The sequence below is a fragment of the Qaidamihabitans albus genome, assembly GCF_016464705.1.
Classification (GTDB): Bacteria; Actinomycetota; Actinomycetes; order Mycobacteriales; family Pseudonocardiaceae; genus Qaidamihabitans; species Qaidamihabitans albus.
Genome location: NZ_JAEHOB010000010.1, coordinates 33,521 through 49,820 on the forward strand (window position 1 = coordinate 33,521; position 16,300 = coordinate 49,820).

Consider the following 16,300-nt stretch of genomic DNA (forward strand, 5'->3'; position numbering starts at 1 on the left):
CGATGGTCGGTTTCGTCAGTCTCGTCGGTGTGTTCCGCGTCAGTGCGGCACGTCTGTCAGGCACGCGCGTGGAAGATGCCCCACGCGAGGTTGCCGCCGCGGCCGCCGTCGACCCAGTGCTGCAGGCCGACCTTCATCCGCGACAGGTACTCCGCACTGACGTTCTGGGAGATCTCCGCCTCACGCTGCTCGGTCTCCTGCAGGACCCGACCATAGTGGGTCGCCAGCTGCGGCGTGTGGTCCTCGAACGTGACGGTGTTCATGCCCAGCCGGCCGAGCTCGCGCTTGTAGAACGCGGGCGAGCCCATGGTGTCGAGGTGCAGGCGGTCGAGAATCGGCTGCAGCGCGCCCTTCTCGCAGTCGTCCGAGGACATCGGGTCGGTGAAGATGAAGTCACCGCTCGGCTTGAGCACCCTGGCGACCTCCTGCAGCACGCGCAGCCGGTCACCACTGTGCAGCATGGCGTCCTGCGACCAGACGACGTCGAAGTGGTTGTCCTCGAAGTCGAGGTCCTCAAAGGACCCGTCGACCACGTCGATCAGCCCGTCCAGGCCCTGTTCGGCGTTGTACTGGCGGTTGCGGTCGTTCTCGACCTCGCTGAGGTTGAGGCAGGTGACCTTGCAGCCGTACGTCTTGGCCAGATACCTCGCCGCGCCACCGTAACCGGCACCGATGTCGAGCACGCGGGTGTCCTTGGTGAACGTGAGGTTGCTCGCCATCCGCTCCACGGTGCGGCGGCTCGCCGGCGCGATCGCCTCGTCGGGCGTCTCGTAGAGCCCGATGTGGATGTCCTCGCCACCCCAGATGTTGAAGTAGAAGTTGTCCGCGTCGTTGGAGTTGTAGTAGTCCCGCGCGACATTGACCGCGGCGGAGTAGTTCAGCCGGTCGTCCGTTGTCTTCAGGTAGTTCTTCTCCGCGACGTGGATGAGGAAGTCGGGCTCGTCGGCGGCGAAGGTCTCCTGGAAGTCGCCGAAGGTCTCGACCCGCTGGAAGCCGACCTCCCGCAGCAGCCGCCGGACATAGTCCTTGCGCAGCGGGAACATGTTGAGGTGGTACTGCGACTTGTCCGGGAAGCTGTACCGGAACCGCGCCAGGCCCTCGTCGATGTGCTCGGGCTCGGCGACGACCTCCTCGCCGCAGTAGTAGTAGCTGTGCGTGCTGGAGAAGCCGTTGTCCAGGATCGCGTCATAGTTGCGCTGGTCCAGGATCAGCACGCCGTCGTGCTTGAGCACGGCGTAGAACTCCGCCAGCGCCTTGCGGCGGTCCCGCTCGGAGAACAGGTGGGTGAACGAGTTGCCGAGGCAGATGACCGCGTCGAACTCACCGTGCACGTCGCGGTTGAGCCAGCGCCAGTCGGCGTGCACGACACGCAGGACGTGCCCGCCGTAGTTCATGCCGTTCTCGAACGCCTTGGCCAGCATCTCCGGGCTGCCGTCGACGCTGACCGTGTCGAAGCCCTCCTCGATGAGCCGCACCGAGTGGAAACCGGTGCCGGTGGCCACGTCCAGGACGGACTTCACGCCACGGGACTTGAGCAGGTCGACGAAGAACCGGCCCTCGCTCTCGTAGCGCTTCTTCCAGTCGATGAGGTCGTCCCACTTCTCGACGAAGCCCTTGACGTACTCGTTGGTGTAGTGGTCGGTGTCCCGGACGAGCAGCGGGTCGGTACCGAACTCCTGCGCCGGATGAGCTTGGATTCCGTCGGCATCGGCCGTTCCAGCCGATGGTACGTCCGTTTGGCCGGGCGTTGAATTGTTCATTGCGTTTCCTCCAGGTGCGGCCGGATACACAGGTCTTTTTCAGAACGCGCGCTGGCGTCCCGCGCGGCACGGCGTCACGGCACTATTCGGTTTCCTCCTCACCCGCAATACGGCGCGCACGCACCGCAGCCATTGAGCCGAAAAAGTCACACACGGACGCGCGCGGCTTCGCGGTCCGCAGCCGGTGAAAATTCGTGGCCCGGCGCGCGCCTCGCGCGCTGTCCGGACATCGAGCAGGGCCGCCCCGACGCTACCCGATCCTTCACCCCGACTTCGACGGCCTCCGCAGTGCATCCACGTTGATCTCCGCGAGAACCGCCTGCAGTCAATCTATTGAGCAGGGGCGCACCCAATCAATGGGTCGATGGCGTGACGTGCGGTTTCACCCCTCGTATAACTTCGCCGGACGCGATCCGCACCGCTGAGCGCAGCGCGCACACGTGTTCGGGAACCGCCCGAAGACCGCATACCGGGTGGTAGTCGCGCTGCGGTGGCCGGTCACTGTTGGACCCTTGACAGCAATCCTGGCGCTCTGGTGGGCATGACCACGGTCTCACTCGTTTGGCCCAGCGACCACCACCCAAGGTTGCCCTGGGTGCAACTTTCGAGGCTTTCTTAGTCCGTGAGCCTGACACCACACGGCCGGTCGAGTTCGTAGCGTATTCAGCAACGCGTTGCGCATCGATCAACAACCGCGCGGAAAAGCACTGGCAGTGCCCGTTCGGGCACCCCCGGTGTGCGGCCCTGTCCCGCCGCGACGATCACCCGATCCGCACCACACCGGCACCTTGGGTGAGCGAAACCGCTCACCCGCCTTCCGGCTACTGAAAATCGGCTACCCCGCAAGCCCTTTGCGGCAAACCCCACAGTGCGGTCCCGCATCGCAGCCTCCCGGCGAACAGGTCACCATTGCATATCGATTCCCAACCGCAGTTCGTTACGAGTTACGCATTCGGACCCGCGAATTCCGCATTCGGACCCGCGAATTCCGCACGCGACAGCGAATGCGGAACTCGCAGGCAGGAATGCGGGACTCGCGATTTACCGCAGCGGTTCCCGGACTCGGACGACCCGCTGCGTTCCGGCGCGGACCGCGAAGGAGACGGCATGCCGCGCACCGCTGGCGGGGTCGGTCCGCTCGGCGAGCTGGAACCAGTCCATCTGCACCCGCGCCGGGCTGACCTCGAGCACCGAGTAACCGTGCGAGTCGAAGTCGAGGTACTTGACGTGCGGATTGTTCGCCCTGACCGCCGCCTCCACGGCGGGCGAGGCGGTGCGTGGCGGCACTCGCAGGATGTCGTCGAGGTTGTCGCTGGTCACCGACGTGCACACGAGCTCGGTGCCGACCGAGTTCCGGTTCAGCGGGTAGGTCAGCGGGTCGCCGGGCAGCTCCGCCGCCCACGCCGAGTGGATGTCGCCGGTCAGGAAGACGGTGTCCCGTACCCCGTACTCACGCAGCGCCCCGAACAGTTCGGCGCGGTCGGCGGTGTAGCCGTCCCACTGGTCCACGTTGTACGGCACGCCCTCGACCGGCCCGGTGAGCCGGGACAGCGCTCGCAGCTGCCTGGTGGACAGTGTGGACGGAAACCGGACGGGTGCGATCATCACCGGGTTGCCGACCAGCTTCCACTGCGCTTGCGTGGTCACCAGCCCGTCCCGGAGCCAGCGCAGCTGCTCGGCGCCGGTGATCGTACGGGCCGGGTCGCCGATCGCCGGGTCGAGCGGGTGCGCGGCCTGTCGGCTGCGGTAGGTCCGCAGGTCGAGCATCGACAGTTCCGCCAGGGCGCCGAAACCGAACCTCCGGTACAACCGCGTTCCCGGCTCGTAGCGCACCGGCATCCACTCGGCATAGGCGCGCTGCGCCGCCGCCCGTCGTGCGGTCCAGCTGCCCTCTGCGGGCTCGGTGTGGTTCTCCGCGCCACCGGACCAGGCGTCGTTGGCGGACTCGTGGTCGTCCCAGGTGGTGATGAACGGCAGCCGGGCATGCAACGCCCGCAGATCCGGATCGGCCTTGTACTGCGCGTGCCGGCGGCGGTAGTGCTCCAGCGTGGTCAGCTCGGCCGGCGGGTCGTGCGGCCGGACGACCACGTCACGCGCCTGGTACTCCCCCGGCGCGTACTCGTAGAGGTAGTCCCCGAGGTGCAGCACCGCGTCGAGATCCTCCCGCGCGGCCAGATGGCCATATGCCGCGAAGTAGCCGGCCTGCAGGTTCGCGCACGAGACGACCCCGAGCCGCAGCCGGTCGACCGCGCTGCCCGCGGCGGGCGCGGTGCGCGTGCGGCCCACCGGCGACACCGAACCACCGAGCCGGAACCGGTACCAGTACCAGGTGGCGGGAGCGAGCCCGCGCGCGTCCACCTTGACCGTGTGGTCACGGGCCGCTCCGGTCGGCACCGTTCCGGTCGCGAGCAACGTCCGGAAGCCGTCGTCGAGCGCGACCTCCCAGCCCACCCGCACGTCCGGGCCCGCGCCGGACCCCGGTGCCGCGCCTGCCGAGGGTGTCACCCGCGTCCACAGCAGCACGCCGTCCGGCAGCGGATCGCCGGAGGCGACCCCGTATGCGAACGGTCCGGTGTCGGCCGCGGCGGCGCCGCCGAGAAGCCCGGCTCCCGCGACGGCCGCCACCCCGCCCGCGCGCAGCACGTCCCGTCGAGTCCACGAGTCCATACGCGAATACATTTCACGAGTAGGTACCGCATGTCAGCACTGATCGGTGATCGTTCAGCGGAACTTCAACTGGATGGACTAGAAACCGCGACGCGGAATGCGCCACCTTGATTTCCGGCCTTGCCCCGTGCAAGTATCGGGCTACTTTTCTGCCGCGATCGAGAAGACAGTCCGAGAAGACAACAGCCGAGCACGCAGGCGTGGGAGTCGCCTTGAACCAGGTCCGCTTCGCCTTCCAGCCGCTGTACAGCCTGCACACCGGCAGCGTCATCGCGGTCGAGGCCCTGGCCCGCCCCGCCTCGGGGCAGGTACGTGATCTGCTCGGCTCGGCACTGCGGCAGGGCAGGCTGGCGGAGGTCGACGCGGGTCTCGCCGCACGGGCCATTCTGACGGAGGCACCGCACGCGTCCCTGCTCCCCGTGCATCTCAACCTCACCGCGCACACCGTCGCCGCGACCCCCGCGGCGCTGGACCCGCTGCACGAGGCGCTCGCCCGTACCGGTCGCCGCCCCCGCGAGGTCGTGCTGGAGGTCGGCCCGCCTTTTCACGGTGTGCCGTCACCGCACCTGCTCGCCGGCCTGCGCCGCCTCGGCGAGCTGGGATTCCGGCTGGCCTTCGACGGGCTGGGTGCCGGTGATCTTCCGCTCAACCTGCTCGCCGAGTCCAGAGTGGACCTCGTGAAGCTGGACCGCACCGCGCTGCGGCGGTTACCGGACGACATGGCGACGGTCGCACTGGTCGAATCGCTGGTGCACTACGCGGCGCGCACCGGCCTGCGCCTCGTCGCCACGGGCATCGAGACCGAGGCCCAGCTCGACACCGTGCGGCGGCTCGGAATCCGCATCGCACAGGGAAACCTGTTCGCGCCCGCCCGGGACGGCATGGTGCCGGCCGGAACGATCACACTGGCGACACCCGAGACCCGGCCCGGAGCACCCTCCGGCACGCCGGCCGCGACTCCCCGCGTGGACGACTTCCTGCGGCCCGCCACGACCCTGCCTGCCGACGCGACGTCCGAGCAGATCCGCACGGTGCTGGTCGACCAGGAGGCGCCGACCGGGATCGTCGGCGTCGACGAGCACGACCGTCCACAGTGGTCGATCGATCGAACCCGGTTCCTGCTCGCCGTCACCGGGCCGTTCGGGCATGCTCTGCACGCCAACCGCCCGGCCGCGCGACTGGCCGACCCGCCACACGTCATCCGCAAGGGCGCCGGCGCGCTCGAGCTGCTCGACCTGGTGGCGGACGCGGACTGGAACCGCACCAGCGACGACATCGTGGTGATCGACGAGGACGGCCGCTGCGAGGGCGTCGTGCTGGTCAACGAGATCGTGCGCGGCATGGCCGAGGTGAAGATCGAGGAGGCCGCGGCGCTCAACCCGCTGACCCGGCTGCCCGGAAGCGACACCGTCGCCCGCGACGTCGACCGCCGCATCGGCGCGAACCAGCCGGTGGTCGTCGGCTGGCTGGACGTCGACTCGTTCAAGAAGGTCAACGACACGGTCGGATTCGCGGCCGGGGACGACCTCATCCGCTCGCTGGGCCGGCGGCTCACCGACATCAGCGCCGCACTGGGCGACATCACGGTGAGCCATGTCGGCGGCGACGACTTCCTCATCGCCTGCGGTGTCGACAAGATCACAGCCATGGCCGACCGGCTGCTGGACACGCGCTGGGCGGCCGAGGGGCTTCCGGTGACGATCTCGCTCGCCACGCTCGTCTGCGCCGGTTCCTCGGTCCGCTCCTACCGCGAGGTGTCCCGCATGCTCGCGCCGCTGAAGAAGAAGGCGAAATCGGTGACCGGATCGAGCTGGGTGAACGGGTGGCCCGGCTCCGAACGCCTCGAGGTGCTGCGCGGCGCCGGGCCGCGCGCCGTACCACGCCAGCGCCCCGGTAGCTGGGCACGCCCGGCGGGCTGAGTGATGAGTGCCCCGGCACCGCTGGGGGCTCGGCGCCGGGGCACTCCCCAGATGCCGCGACGCCCACGGAGGGGGCAAGGGCGCCCGGCAAGCCCAAAACATGAAATCATTTTCGATAGCTTCACATTTCACGATACGCCAGCCCGCGCCACAGGCATAGCTCCGGAGGTGAAGTCGCGCGACTGCTCCGGTAGTCGAGTGACCTACGGTGCCGCGGCCGTCGCGGAGGTCGCGGAGGTCGCGGCCAGGAGTCGTTCACCGAATGCTCGGCAGGCGGCTGTGAACTGCGCTCCCGCGCTGATCTGGAAGTCCGCGTCCAGGAAGGCGAGGTTGAGAACCAGCCACTGCCAGGAGTCGAGCGCGAGGCTGACGCTGGTCTGCCGGTCGCCGGTGGAGTGGATCTCGGCGTCCTGCAACTTCAGAGCGTCGATGACGTCCGCGGCAGGGGCCTTGACCAGAAGGCTCACCGGTTGCCTGTCCTTGTTGAGTCCCTGCCGCAGGTACTCGGCTGCTGAGTCGGCGGGCAGTGGCCGCGCCGCGTAGCGGTGGCCGGTTCGCCTGGGCTCGCTGAGCCGGTCGAGGCGGAACACACGCCAGTCCTCACGTTCGACGTCCCAGCCCAGCAGGTACCAGCGGAGGAGATGGTGAACTTGCCGATATGGCTCCACCCGCCGATCCGTCCGCTCTCCACGGGCGTTCGTGTAGGTGAACGTCATCGTCTCCTGGTGCGCGATGGCCTCGGCGACGAGGCCGAAGCGGTCGGCGGTCACGTTCGGAGCCCGCTGGGGGCTGGTCTCCAGGCTGGCGCGAATGGACGTCACGCGGGGGCGCAGCCGGGCGGGCAGGAACTGGTCGAGCTTTCCGTAGGCCCGGGTCGCGGCATCGTCGATCCCTCCTTCCGTGGACGGCCCGACGGCGGCGAGCGAAGCGAGTGCCAGCAGGGTGGCCACCGCTTCGTCGTCGTCCAGGACGAGCGGCGGCATCGTCCGGCCTGCGGCGAGCCGGTAGAAGCCGCCCGGGCCTGGCTGCGTCTCGACGGGATAGCCGTACCCGCGTAGCCGATCGACGTCCCGGCGCAGGGTCCGCGGGCTGACGCCCAGCCGCCGGGTCAGTTCCTCCCCGCTGAACGACCGGCCCGTCTGCAAGGCCGACAGCAGGGCCAGCATGCGCTCGGTGACGTCCGCCATCACCCCATCATCGCACCGGTTGCGGTCAGGATGTGGCCACATCTGCTCGTAGCCTGCCGGTCATGGCAGAGCGAACCATCACCCTTCGCCGGGCCCGCACGAACAACCTGGCCGACCTGGACGTCGACGTCCCGCGTAACCGGCTGGTCGTCTTCGTCGGCGTGTCGGGTTCGGGCAAGTCGTCGCTGGTGTTCGACACGATCGCCGCCGAGGCGGGGTACCAGCTCAACGAGACGTTCCCGCCCTTCGCGCGGAACCGGCTGCCGAAGTGGACCCGGCCGGACGTCGAGCACATCGAGGGGCTGACCCCGGTGGTCGTCATCGACCAGCGCCGGATCGGCGGCGGCAACGCCCGCTCGACCGTCGGCACGGTCACGGACACCTGGACCTACCTGCGGCTGCTGTTCTCCCGACTCAGCCGGCCGCATTTGGGCGAGTCGAACCACTTCTCCTTCAACGAGCCCGCCGGCATGTGTCCGACCTGCTCGGGCCTCGGGGAGGTGGTGGTCAGCGCGGTCGAGCGCTTTCTGGATCTCGACAGGTCCCTCGCCGACGGCGCGATCCGGCTGCCAGGGTTCGGTAACGGTGGCTACTGGTACTCCCAGTACGCCGACATCGGCACCTTCGACGCCGATACCCCGCTTCGGCAGTGGAGCCGGGCCGAACGCGAGGCGCTGCTGTACGGCGGCCGGGCTGCGGCGAAACTGGGCCGTAAGCCTCCCAAGGAGTACGAGGGGGTCGTCGAGCGGTTCGAGCGGATCTACCTGCACACCTCGGACAGTTTGTCGGAGCGCAAGCAGGACACGATCCGCCGGTTCACCAAGGCCGAGACCTGCCCCGAGTGCGCCGGCGACCGGCTCAACAAGGCCGCGCGAACGGCCACCGTGCTCGACCACACCATCGGCGAGATGCCCCGCCTGGAGATCACCGAGCTCGCCGGCCTCGTTCGCACGATCACCTCCGCCCGCGTCGCGCCCGTCGTCGCGGCACTGACGGCCCGGCTGGATGCGATGATCACGATCGGGCTCGGCTACCTCACGCTCTCGCGGGCGACCACGACGCTCTCCGGCGGGGAGTCACAACGGATCAAGACGGTCAAGCACCTCGGGTACAGCCTCACCGAGATGACCTACGTGGTCGACGAACCGACCGTGGGACTGCATCCCACCGATGTGGAATCCGTGATCGAGCTCCTGGAGCGGCTTCGCGACAGCGGCAACAACGTCCTCGTCGTCGAGCACGACCCCGCCGTCATGGCTCACGCGGACCAGGTCATCGAGATCGGGCCTGACGCGGGTGCGGGCGGCGGGCAGCTCGTGTTCCAAGGCACCTTCGCCCAGCTTCGCGACGCCGGCACGCCGACCGGGCGAGCCCTGGCCCGGCACCGGCCGCTCAAGCTCGCCCCACGTCCCGCCACGGGCCATTTCACCGTCGCGGGCGCCGACCGCAACAACCTGCGGCACCTCACCGTGCGGTTCCCCACAGGCGTGCTGACCGTCCTCACCGGCGTCGCAGGCTCCGGCAAGTCCAGCCTCGCCGACGAGCTGCTGGCCCAGCACGACGCGACCGTGATCGACCAGAAGCCGGTCAGCACCAACCGCCGCTCCACCCCCATCACCTACACCGGCATCGCCCCCGCGATCCGCAAGCTGTTCGCCAGGCACAACCACGTCCCCGCCGGCCTGTTCAGCGCCAACTCCGAGGGCGCCTGCCCCGACTGCAAGGGGCTCGGCGTCATCTATACCGACCTGGCGTTCATGGACGGCCAGGAGGTCGTCTGCGAAACCTGCCACGGCCGCCGCTTCACCCCGGAGGTCCTCGCCCACACCGTGAACGGCCTGTCGATCGCCGATGTCGACGACCTCACCGTCGGCCAGTCCATCGTCCAGCTGCCGGACGAAGGCATCGCCCGAGCCCTGCGACAGCTGACCGCCGTCGGCCTGGGCTACCTATGCCTCGGCCAGTCCCTGAGCACGCTGTCGGGAGGAGAGTGCCAACGGGTCAAGATCGCCAAAGAGCTCCGGCAGGCAACGCGGCCCACCACGTACGTGCTCGACGAGCCGACAACCGGGCTGCACATGAACGACATCGACACGCTCCTGCACGTCCTCGACAGCCTCGTCGAGCAGGACCACACGGTCGTCGTCATCGAGCACAACCTTGACGTCATTCGACAGGCCGACTGGCTGATCGACCTTGGTCCCGGGCCCGGCAGGCACGGCGGAACCGTCCTCTTCGAAGGCCACGTCGCCGACTACACCGGCCACCCGACGCCCACATGCCAGGCCCTGGCCCATACCGAATCGGAAACGCGCTCACCCGCCGGGCACTGACAGGACGCGCCCGGTCGCGCGGCCCAGGAACGCCCGCCACAGGTCGCAGGCCGACCGGGCGAGCAGCCCGGCCGTCTCGGCCGGGCCATCGGTTCCGGCCGCCTCGTAGTCCGCCAGCAGCGCCCGCACGGCAGACGTACCGGCGGGCTCGCCCTCCGGTCGCACGTGGACGACCCGCGCGAGCGGTCGCCCGGCGTAGTCCACGATCGTCGCGGCGAGCTCGCCCGCGCGTGCCCTCGCAGATGCCCGGTCGGCACCCGCGAGCAACAGCGCCCGGTACCTGACCCGCCAGACGTGCAGCCGGACCTCTGGCCGCAGCGCCCGCCGGGCCGCGAGCCGCCGCCCGGCCCGCTCGTCGGGCGGATCGAGCAGGCGTTCGTGGGCCAGCAGCAGCGCCTGCACGTAGTCGGCCACATGCGCCTGTTCGAAACGCCCGTGCGGCGCCCGGTCGTCCGCGTGCGGCAACACCCCGCGGGGATAGTCGAGTTCGAGCAGGCACCGCTCGTCCGGGGTCAGCTCGCCGGCGTACGGCCCGATCGACTCGGCCCGGTAGAGCTCCGGCACGTCGCCGAGGCGGTGGTACGGGTGGCGAAGTGCCAGCCGGAAACAGGCGTCGCCGGCGTCCAGGGCCGTTACCCGCACATCGAGTGCCGCGCTCCACAGTCGGACCCCTTCCGGATATCCCGGGCGCTCCCGGGGCTCACCTTCCCTCAGTTCCACAGCTCGTCCTCGACTTCCTGAAGCCATCCGGATGCCCGGGCCAGCAACTGCCCCAGCAGTTCGAGGACGTCGAGACATTCACGGCAGTACACCTCGCCCCGAGAGTCGGCGAGCCAGAGCACGTCCGGCGGCGTCCAGCGCCGTGGGATCGCACACTCCGCGCACTCGACCTCGGGTCCGATGTCAGCCGCGGCTTCCACGGTCCCTGCCGAACATGGGCCTCCCCAGACCGATAGACCACCCGGAAACGGATTGCTCAGCGACGCGGCCGTGATCCAGGGGGTACCCACGGCCGGCGTCACCGGCGGCTACGGTTACAGGTGTCAGGACTGCAACCAGTAGCCACAACCAATGTAGCTCGCTACAACGTAGCCCGCTACATCCTGGGTGTGGCCTATTCGGGTGAAGTGTGCACGCTTGCCCGATAGCGGGAAGGTGACGCCTTGGTCGAAGCGTGTCCCATCGTGGTGCGGAGGTGGGTCGGCTCCGAGTTCGCCACCATGCGCAATCGCAGCCACAACCCTTCGCGGACGGAGGCGGCGAAGCGCGTCGACAAGTCGCCGGCCGCCCTCGGGCACGTCGAGTCCGGCCGCAACTTCCCCGCGGTCAACAAGATCGAGGTACTGCTGACCTACTACGGCCACCAGAGCCGGGCCGGCTACTTCGCCTCCCTCGTCGAGCGCGCGAAGAACCGCAGGCACTGGTGGGACGAGTTCCCCGGCGAGCTTCTGCCGGAGTGGTACGAACTCTTCCTCGGCTTCGAGACCTCCGCCGTGTGGATGTTCGTCTACAGCACCCAACTGGTGCCGGAGCTGCTGCAGACCACCGACTACGCCGAAGCGGTCCTCCGCGCGGCCGGGCCCGGGTCGCCCGACGACGAGATCGCGACCCGGCTCGAACTGCGGAACAGGCGGCGGCGCGAGGTGCTCGACCGCGAGGAGCCCTGCGTCCTGCGGTGCGTGATCGACGAGGCAGCACTGCACCGGGAGGCAGGTGGCCCCGCCGTACTGCGCGAGCAGCTGCGGCGGCTCGCTGAGCTGACCCGCAGGCCGAACATCGAGATCCGCGTGCTGAGCAGCGCCGCGGGCGCCCCGGCGAGCCCCGACGGCGGCTTCACATTGATGACCATGCCGCCGGAACTCGAGGGTCACCCCGGCGCCGCCTTCGTCGGAACGGTTGTGGAGGGCGCCTTCTTCGAGAAGGCACAACAGGTCGACATCTTCCGCGACAAGTCGGATCGCTTGTGGGAACAGGCACTCACCTCGGAACATTCACGCGCTTTCATCGACGACCTGGCAGCCGGACCGGACTGAGCCCGCCCCGCCGCTCGTCTCGGTACTGGTCTGGGAACCCGGCGACGCGGCCGTGCTTCACGGGAATCCCGCAGCGGCCGCGTCACCGGGGGCTACGGTTACGGATGAACGGTCCTACCTATAGCCACGTCCGACCGTAGCACGCTGCCATGTAGCGCGCTACGCCGCGGCGTGGCCTATCCGGGTGAAGCCCCGCGCTCACCCCGATGCCGGAAGGTGACGCCTTGCTCGGAGCCACTCCCCTCGTGACGACCAAGTGGATGGGCGAGCACATCACGAACATGCGGGTACAGCGGGGCTTCTCCCGTGAACAGCTCGCAGCCAGAGCCGGCTGGAGCGGCAAGTCACTCGTCGGGCACCTCGAGGCCGCGGTGCGGCTGTTCAACACCGACCACGTGGCGGCCCTGCTGCCCGCCCTCGGCCGCTCGGAACACGTCGCGCACTACCAGCGGCTCGTGACCGAGGCGGCGGCGAAGGGCGAGTGGTGGCGAGAGCTGCTGCCGAAGGAAAAGGACACCCGGAAGCGACTGCGCGGGCTGGAACTGTTCCTGTCCTTCGAGGCGTCAGCGATCACGATCCGCCACTACGCCTCGTATGCGGTGCCCGAACTGTTGCGGACGCCGCCGTACACCGACGCCGTCCTGCGCGCCACCGAACCAAGCTGGGCCGAGCTCCGGTGCGCGCTCCAGCCGGGGCGGCAGGCGATCCTCGGCGGCACCGAGCCCACCGAGATCCAGGTGGTGCTCGACGAGCACGTCCTGCGCCGGGTCGCGGGCGGCGCCGAGGTCATGCGTGCCCAGCTCGCGCACCTCGCCGAGCACGCCGTGCGGCCCAACGTCACGCTGCAGATCCTGCCCACGGAAGCCGGGATACCCGCCGCGGAAGGGGGCTTCTCGCTCATGGACATGCCTGCCGAGCTCGACGGTCACCCAGGGGCCGCCTGTCTCGAGAGCGCGGTGGACTGGCTCTGCTACGAGCGACCGGACGAGCTCCGGCAGTTCCGGAGGTACTGGGAGCGGCTGCGCGAACAGGCACTGCCGCCGGAGCGGACCCCGGAGCTGCTCCAACGCGCCGCGCGGGAGCTCGTGGCCTGATCCGCCTCACGGACACGGGTCGTGCTGGGAGGGCCACCAGTGGTCGAGCAGACTCATCCGCGCCTCCAGCAGCGCCGGGTTGTGCAGGTCGACGATGTGCACATCGCGCCAGCGGTGGAAGCCGATGCGCTCGAGCATCCCGGCCATGCGCACGCTGGCCAGCTCGGCCGAAACGCGGTCAGGGCAGGTGGACCGGAAGTCCAGCGGCGACACGCGGCACGTCGCCAGCCGTGCGGTGGGCGCCAGGGTCCGCAGGGCTCCGGCGATGAGCGGACCGCCGAGGCCGTGCCCGCGCCACTCGGTGGTGAGCGAGATGTGCCGCAGGATGACCATCCGGGACGGCCCGGCGGGCAGCCGCGCGTCGAGCTCCGGATGCAGCCTGCCGTCGGTGGAGTCGAGGACCGTCTCGGCGATGAACTCCAGCGCCCATTCGCCGAGGGCCACCGAGTCGAGCAGGTTGCGGTCCCGGTGCAGGTCCGCGATGACGAGCGAGATGTCACCGACATGCCGCACCGCCTCGGGACAGCGGTCGAGTTCCCAGACGTCGGCCGACACGTCCCAGCGCTCCGGTAGATGGTCCTCGTCGTCGATGTGCCACCACAGCCGCTCGTGCGTGATGGACAGCCTTATCGAGAGTGGGTTGGCGGGCAGGTTCGGCACTGGCCACCTCGCAGGGGATGTTCCGTCACCTGATATGACAGTTGCAAGGCCCGACGATGACGTCAATGCCCCGGCGATTTTGCGCTTTCTCTCCGGACGAGCAAAGAAAAATCTTTCACTGCCGGAAGTTCACCGTAATGGCTCTGTTCTCGGCGGTTTTCCGCATGATTTCGTCCTGGTAGGGCCAGTGGCAGCGGAACGCGCCCTCGTACCCGGGCCGGGCGAGGCGCAGCAGGAACGGGACGTCAGCGCAATTGTTATCGTCCGGTGTCAATCCGGCAGCATTGGAAGCATGACGCGATGGCGTTCGGATTCGGGAACCAGTCCCAGATCATTTTCGCCGTGTTCGTCGAACAGCAACTGACGTTCGTACCCGACGATCGTGCAGCGGACTGCCGGGCAAGGTCCTCGCGCCGGACGATCTCGGCGAGCACGGCCTTGCTGTACGCGACGACGAGGTCGAACGCGCTGTCGGTGGTGTGCAGATCGTGGACGCCTGCGCGGTGAGCGACTGGTCAGGTCCGGCGCGCGCGGCGTGATCAGCGGGTGCACGAACGCGCCGAGGCTCGCGAAAGCGGGAGCCGTTCCGGCGTCAGCGGAGCCTGCGCCCTCGGCGCGCGGCCGCGAGCAACTGCTCCGCCGGCACACCCAGGGCGGCGCTGAGCCAGCGTTGCCAGTACGGGCCGGGAACGCGCTTCCCGCGTTCCCACCGGGCGACTTCGTGCCGGCTCAGGCCGCGATTTCGCGACAGGTTGACCAGTACGTCGGCCAACTCGTACTGGGTAAGGCCCCGCTGCCGCCTGGCACGCCGCACGAGCGTCCAGATCGGCTCCACCTCGTCGTGCTCCGACGACGGCTTCCCACCGTCCGTGGGAGACCTGTCCTCGACGCTGGAACGCGGGGCAGGCCACGGCGATCCCGCCGGCGGCCTCTTCTGTCCATTTCGCGCACTGCGCGCTTCGTCATAGCTCATGGTCATCGATGCAGGGTCTGTGAGGGGACTTCTTCGAAACGTTGCCGGTATGTGCTGGCGAATCGGCCGAGGTGCACAAAGCCCCAGCGGCCGGCGACCTCGCCGACGGTGATCGTGTCGGGCTGGGCCGCGCGGAGCTCGTCATGCGCGCGCTGCAGCCGCACCGTGCGCAGGTACTCGCTCGGAGTCGTGTCGAGGTGCCGCCGGAATCCCTTCTGCAGAGCCCGGACGCTGACCCCGGCTTTCCTGGCGAGGCTCCCCATGGTGTGTGACTGCTCGGGGTGGTGCTCGATGAGGTCGACGACCTGGCTGACCGCACGCGACGGCGCGGGACACAGGTCGCCCTGTAACAGGGCCGTGTAGTTGCTCGCATGGGCGAGCAACAGGCTGGTCAGCAGGCTCCGTTCCATCTGCCGGATTGCCAGCGGATGCGTCAGGAGGCCACCAGGGCGGTTGACCTCCGTCACGCAGAACAGGAGGTAGTTGTACCAGCTCCGGGCATAGCCGGTGGTCACGTCCATTCCGGGGTGGAACTCGATCGGCCACGGCAGCGACCTGCCGAGAAGGTCGGACAGCAACGTCTCCATTGCCGTCCGCTCGATCCGGAGCAGCACCAGTTCCGCGTCCGCGGACAACCGCATGCTCAGCGGCATGGTCGGGTTGAGCACGGAGACGAAACCGGGATCCGTGTAGACCCGCGCCGGGCCGTGCTGCACCAGGCCGTTGCCGCGTAGCGGAGCCTGGATGATGAAGAAGGTCCGCAGTTCTCCCAGGTCGATGCGCACCGCACCGCCGTAGGCCACGTAGTTCAGGCCGACGGTCTGCAACCGCTTGGAGTGCATCCTGGCGTCCAGCCTGGTCTCCCGGCCCGCGAGCTCCACGCGATGCGGGCCGAAAATCCGGCCGACCTGATCCCGCGTGACGTCAAGATCGCGCGAGTGGAACAGTTCGAAACGATCGAGCGGTCGAGTCATTGGTCACGCGGGGAAGCGGTCGTCAGGACGATCGCCCGGAGACTCCCCTTGCACCTCCTCACTCACCACTCTTGTGGACCTACCCGGTAAGTCATACCTCCAAAAGGGTGCACTTTGCGATAAGCAATTTGCAGATCGCCGACGAGTCGCCACCCTGGGCAGTCCACTGAGTAAATCACGGGTACCAGGCACCGGCAACAAATTGCCGCTGGCAAGTTGCGAGCCACGGCCGTCGGGCCAGCCTAGCGGTGAACTGCCGCATCGCTCCACCCTGCGCGGTGATCCGGCCACCGACGGTGGACACCGCACGGCTGCCCGGGTCCGGTACGTACAGCAGCCCGGCGACGGCCGCGACGTCGGCGAGCCGTGCCGTGGCCACGCCCGGCTGCACCCTGGCGAGCAACTCCTCCGTGCTGACCTCGACGATCCGGTTCAACCCGGGTCAGCACGAGCACGATCCCGCCCGCGAGCGGGACGTGCCCGCGCACAGGTCGGACCCCGCCACACGCGGTACGACCGGAACCCCGCGGCGGGTGGCGAACCGGAGGATCTCGGCGACCTCCGCCGTGCTGCCGGGGAACACCACGGCGGCCGCGCCGTGAAAGAGGGGCGTCGCGTGCGTACGGCGAGCTCGCCGGGGCCACCCGCGCGTGCCGGGATCCGCCGATGCCGGCCAGTTGCCCGGCGAGCTGGGCACCGG

The 16,300-nt window shown here is 68.9% G+C and carries 12 protein-coding genes and 1 pseudogene; 4 read left to right on the forward strand and 9 right to left on the reverse strand.

Annotated elements, in window-relative coordinates; genetic code table 11:
• Positions 1–56: 56 nt before the first annotated feature.
• The gene (locus tag JAP66_RS19510) at positions 57–1,760 is read right to left on the reverse strand and encodes a glycine/sarcosine N-methyltransferase (protein WP_199433233.1); all 1,704 of its coding nucleotides are present in this window, start codon (positions 1,758–1,760) and stop codon (positions 57–59) included.
• Between the two features lie 1,041 nt (positions 1,761–2,801).
• Positions 2,802–4,427 carry an alkaline phosphatase D family protein gene (locus tag JAP66_RS19515; protein ID WP_235999161.1) on the reverse strand — a complete coding sequence of 542 codons (1,626 nt, stop codon included), beginning with the start codon at positions 4,425–4,427 and terminating at the stop codon, positions 2,802–2,804.
• Between the two features lie 212 nt (positions 4,428–4,639).
• Between JAP66_RS19515 and JAP66_RS19520 the strand changes: the two genes are divergently transcribed.
• Positions 4,640–6,346 (forward strand): GGDEF domain-containing protein, encoded by a 1,707-nt coding sequence (locus JAP66_RS19520; RefSeq protein ID WP_210770407.1) that lies wholly within the window; start codon positions 4,640–4,642, stop codon positions 6,344–6,346.
• A gap of 203 nt (positions 6,347–6,549) precedes the next feature.
• On the opposite strand, the gene JAP66_RS19525 is transcribed toward JAP66_RS19520, so the two are convergent.
• Positions 6,550–7,533 (reverse strand): helix-turn-helix transcriptional regulator, encoded by a 984-nt coding sequence (locus JAP66_RS19525; protein ID WP_199433236.1) that lies wholly within the window; start codon positions 7,531–7,533, stop codon positions 6,550–6,552.
• Positions 7,534–7,595: 62 nt separating this feature from the next.
• Here JAP66_RS19525 and JAP66_RS19530 point away from each other — a divergent pair, with 62 nt between their 5' ends.
• Positions 7,596–9,866 carry an ATP-binding cassette domain-containing protein gene (locus tag JAP66_RS19530; RefSeq protein WP_199433237.1) on the forward strand — a complete coding sequence of 757 codons (2,271 nt, stop codon included), beginning with the start codon at positions 7,596–7,598 and terminating at the stop codon, positions 9,864–9,866.
• Here JAP66_RS19530 and JAP66_RS19535 read toward each other — a convergent pair.
• Positions 9,849–10,586, reverse strand: coding sequence for a hypothetical protein (locus JAP66_RS19535; protein ID WP_199433238.1), 738 nt, complete (start codon positions 10,584–10,586; stop codon positions 9,849–9,851). The genes JAP66_RS19530 and JAP66_RS19535 overlap by 18 nt on opposite strands.
• On the reverse strand, positions 10,577–10,786 hold the full coding sequence (locus tag JAP66_RS19540) for a hypothetical protein (RefSeq protein ID WP_199433239.1): 210 nt from the start codon (positions 10,784–10,786) through the stop codon (positions 10,577–10,579). Before JAP66_RS19540 ends, JAP66_RS19535 begins: the two co-directional genes overlap by 10 nt.
• 243 nt (positions 10,787–11,029) lie before the next feature.
• Between JAP66_RS19540 and JAP66_RS19545 the strand changes: the two genes are divergently transcribed.
• Together JAP66_RS19545 and JAP66_RS19550 are read left to right on the forward strand one after the other, a co-directional pair.
• The gene (locus JAP66_RS19545; RefSeq protein WP_199433240.1) at positions 11,030–11,899 is read left to right on the forward strand and encodes a DUF5753 domain-containing protein; all 870 of its coding nucleotides are present in this window, start codon (positions 11,030–11,032) and stop codon (positions 11,897–11,899) included.
• 245 nt (positions 11,900–12,144) lie between these two features.
• On the forward strand, positions 12,145–12,993 hold the full coding sequence (locus JAP66_RS19550; protein ID WP_210770408.1) for a helix-turn-helix domain-containing protein: 849 nt from the start codon (positions 12,145–12,147) through the stop codon (positions 12,991–12,993).
• Between the two features lie 6 nt (positions 12,994–12,999).
• Here the strand turns inward: JAP66_RS19550 and JAP66_RS19555 are convergent, their stop codons facing one another.
• The 4 genes and pseudogenes from JAP66_RS19555 to JAP66_RS19570 form a co-directional block, all read right to left on the reverse strand.
• On the reverse strand, positions 13,000–13,653 hold the full coding sequence (locus JAP66_RS19555; protein ID WP_199433242.1) for a hypothetical protein: 654 nt from the start codon (positions 13,651–13,653) through the stop codon (positions 13,000–13,002).
• Positions 13,654–14,245: 592 nt separating this feature from the next.
• Positions 14,246–14,632: a helix-turn-helix transcriptional regulator gene (locus JAP66_RS19560; RefSeq protein ID WP_235999162.1), complete on the reverse strand. Its 387-nt coding sequence runs from the start codon at positions 14,630–14,632 to the stop codon at positions 14,246–14,248.
• A complete protein-coding gene (locus JAP66_RS19565) occupies positions 14,629–15,600 on the reverse strand; it encodes an AraC family transcriptional regulator (RefSeq protein ID WP_199433243.1) in 972 nt (323 codons plus the stop codon). Before JAP66_RS19565 ends, JAP66_RS19560 begins: the two co-directional genes overlap by 4 nt.
• 175 nt (positions 15,601–15,775) lie before the next feature.
• Positions 15,776–16,297, reverse strand: a pseudogene (locus JAP66_RS19570) (FAD-binding oxidoreductase).
• Between the last annotated feature and the right edge of the window lie 3 nt (positions 16,298–16,300).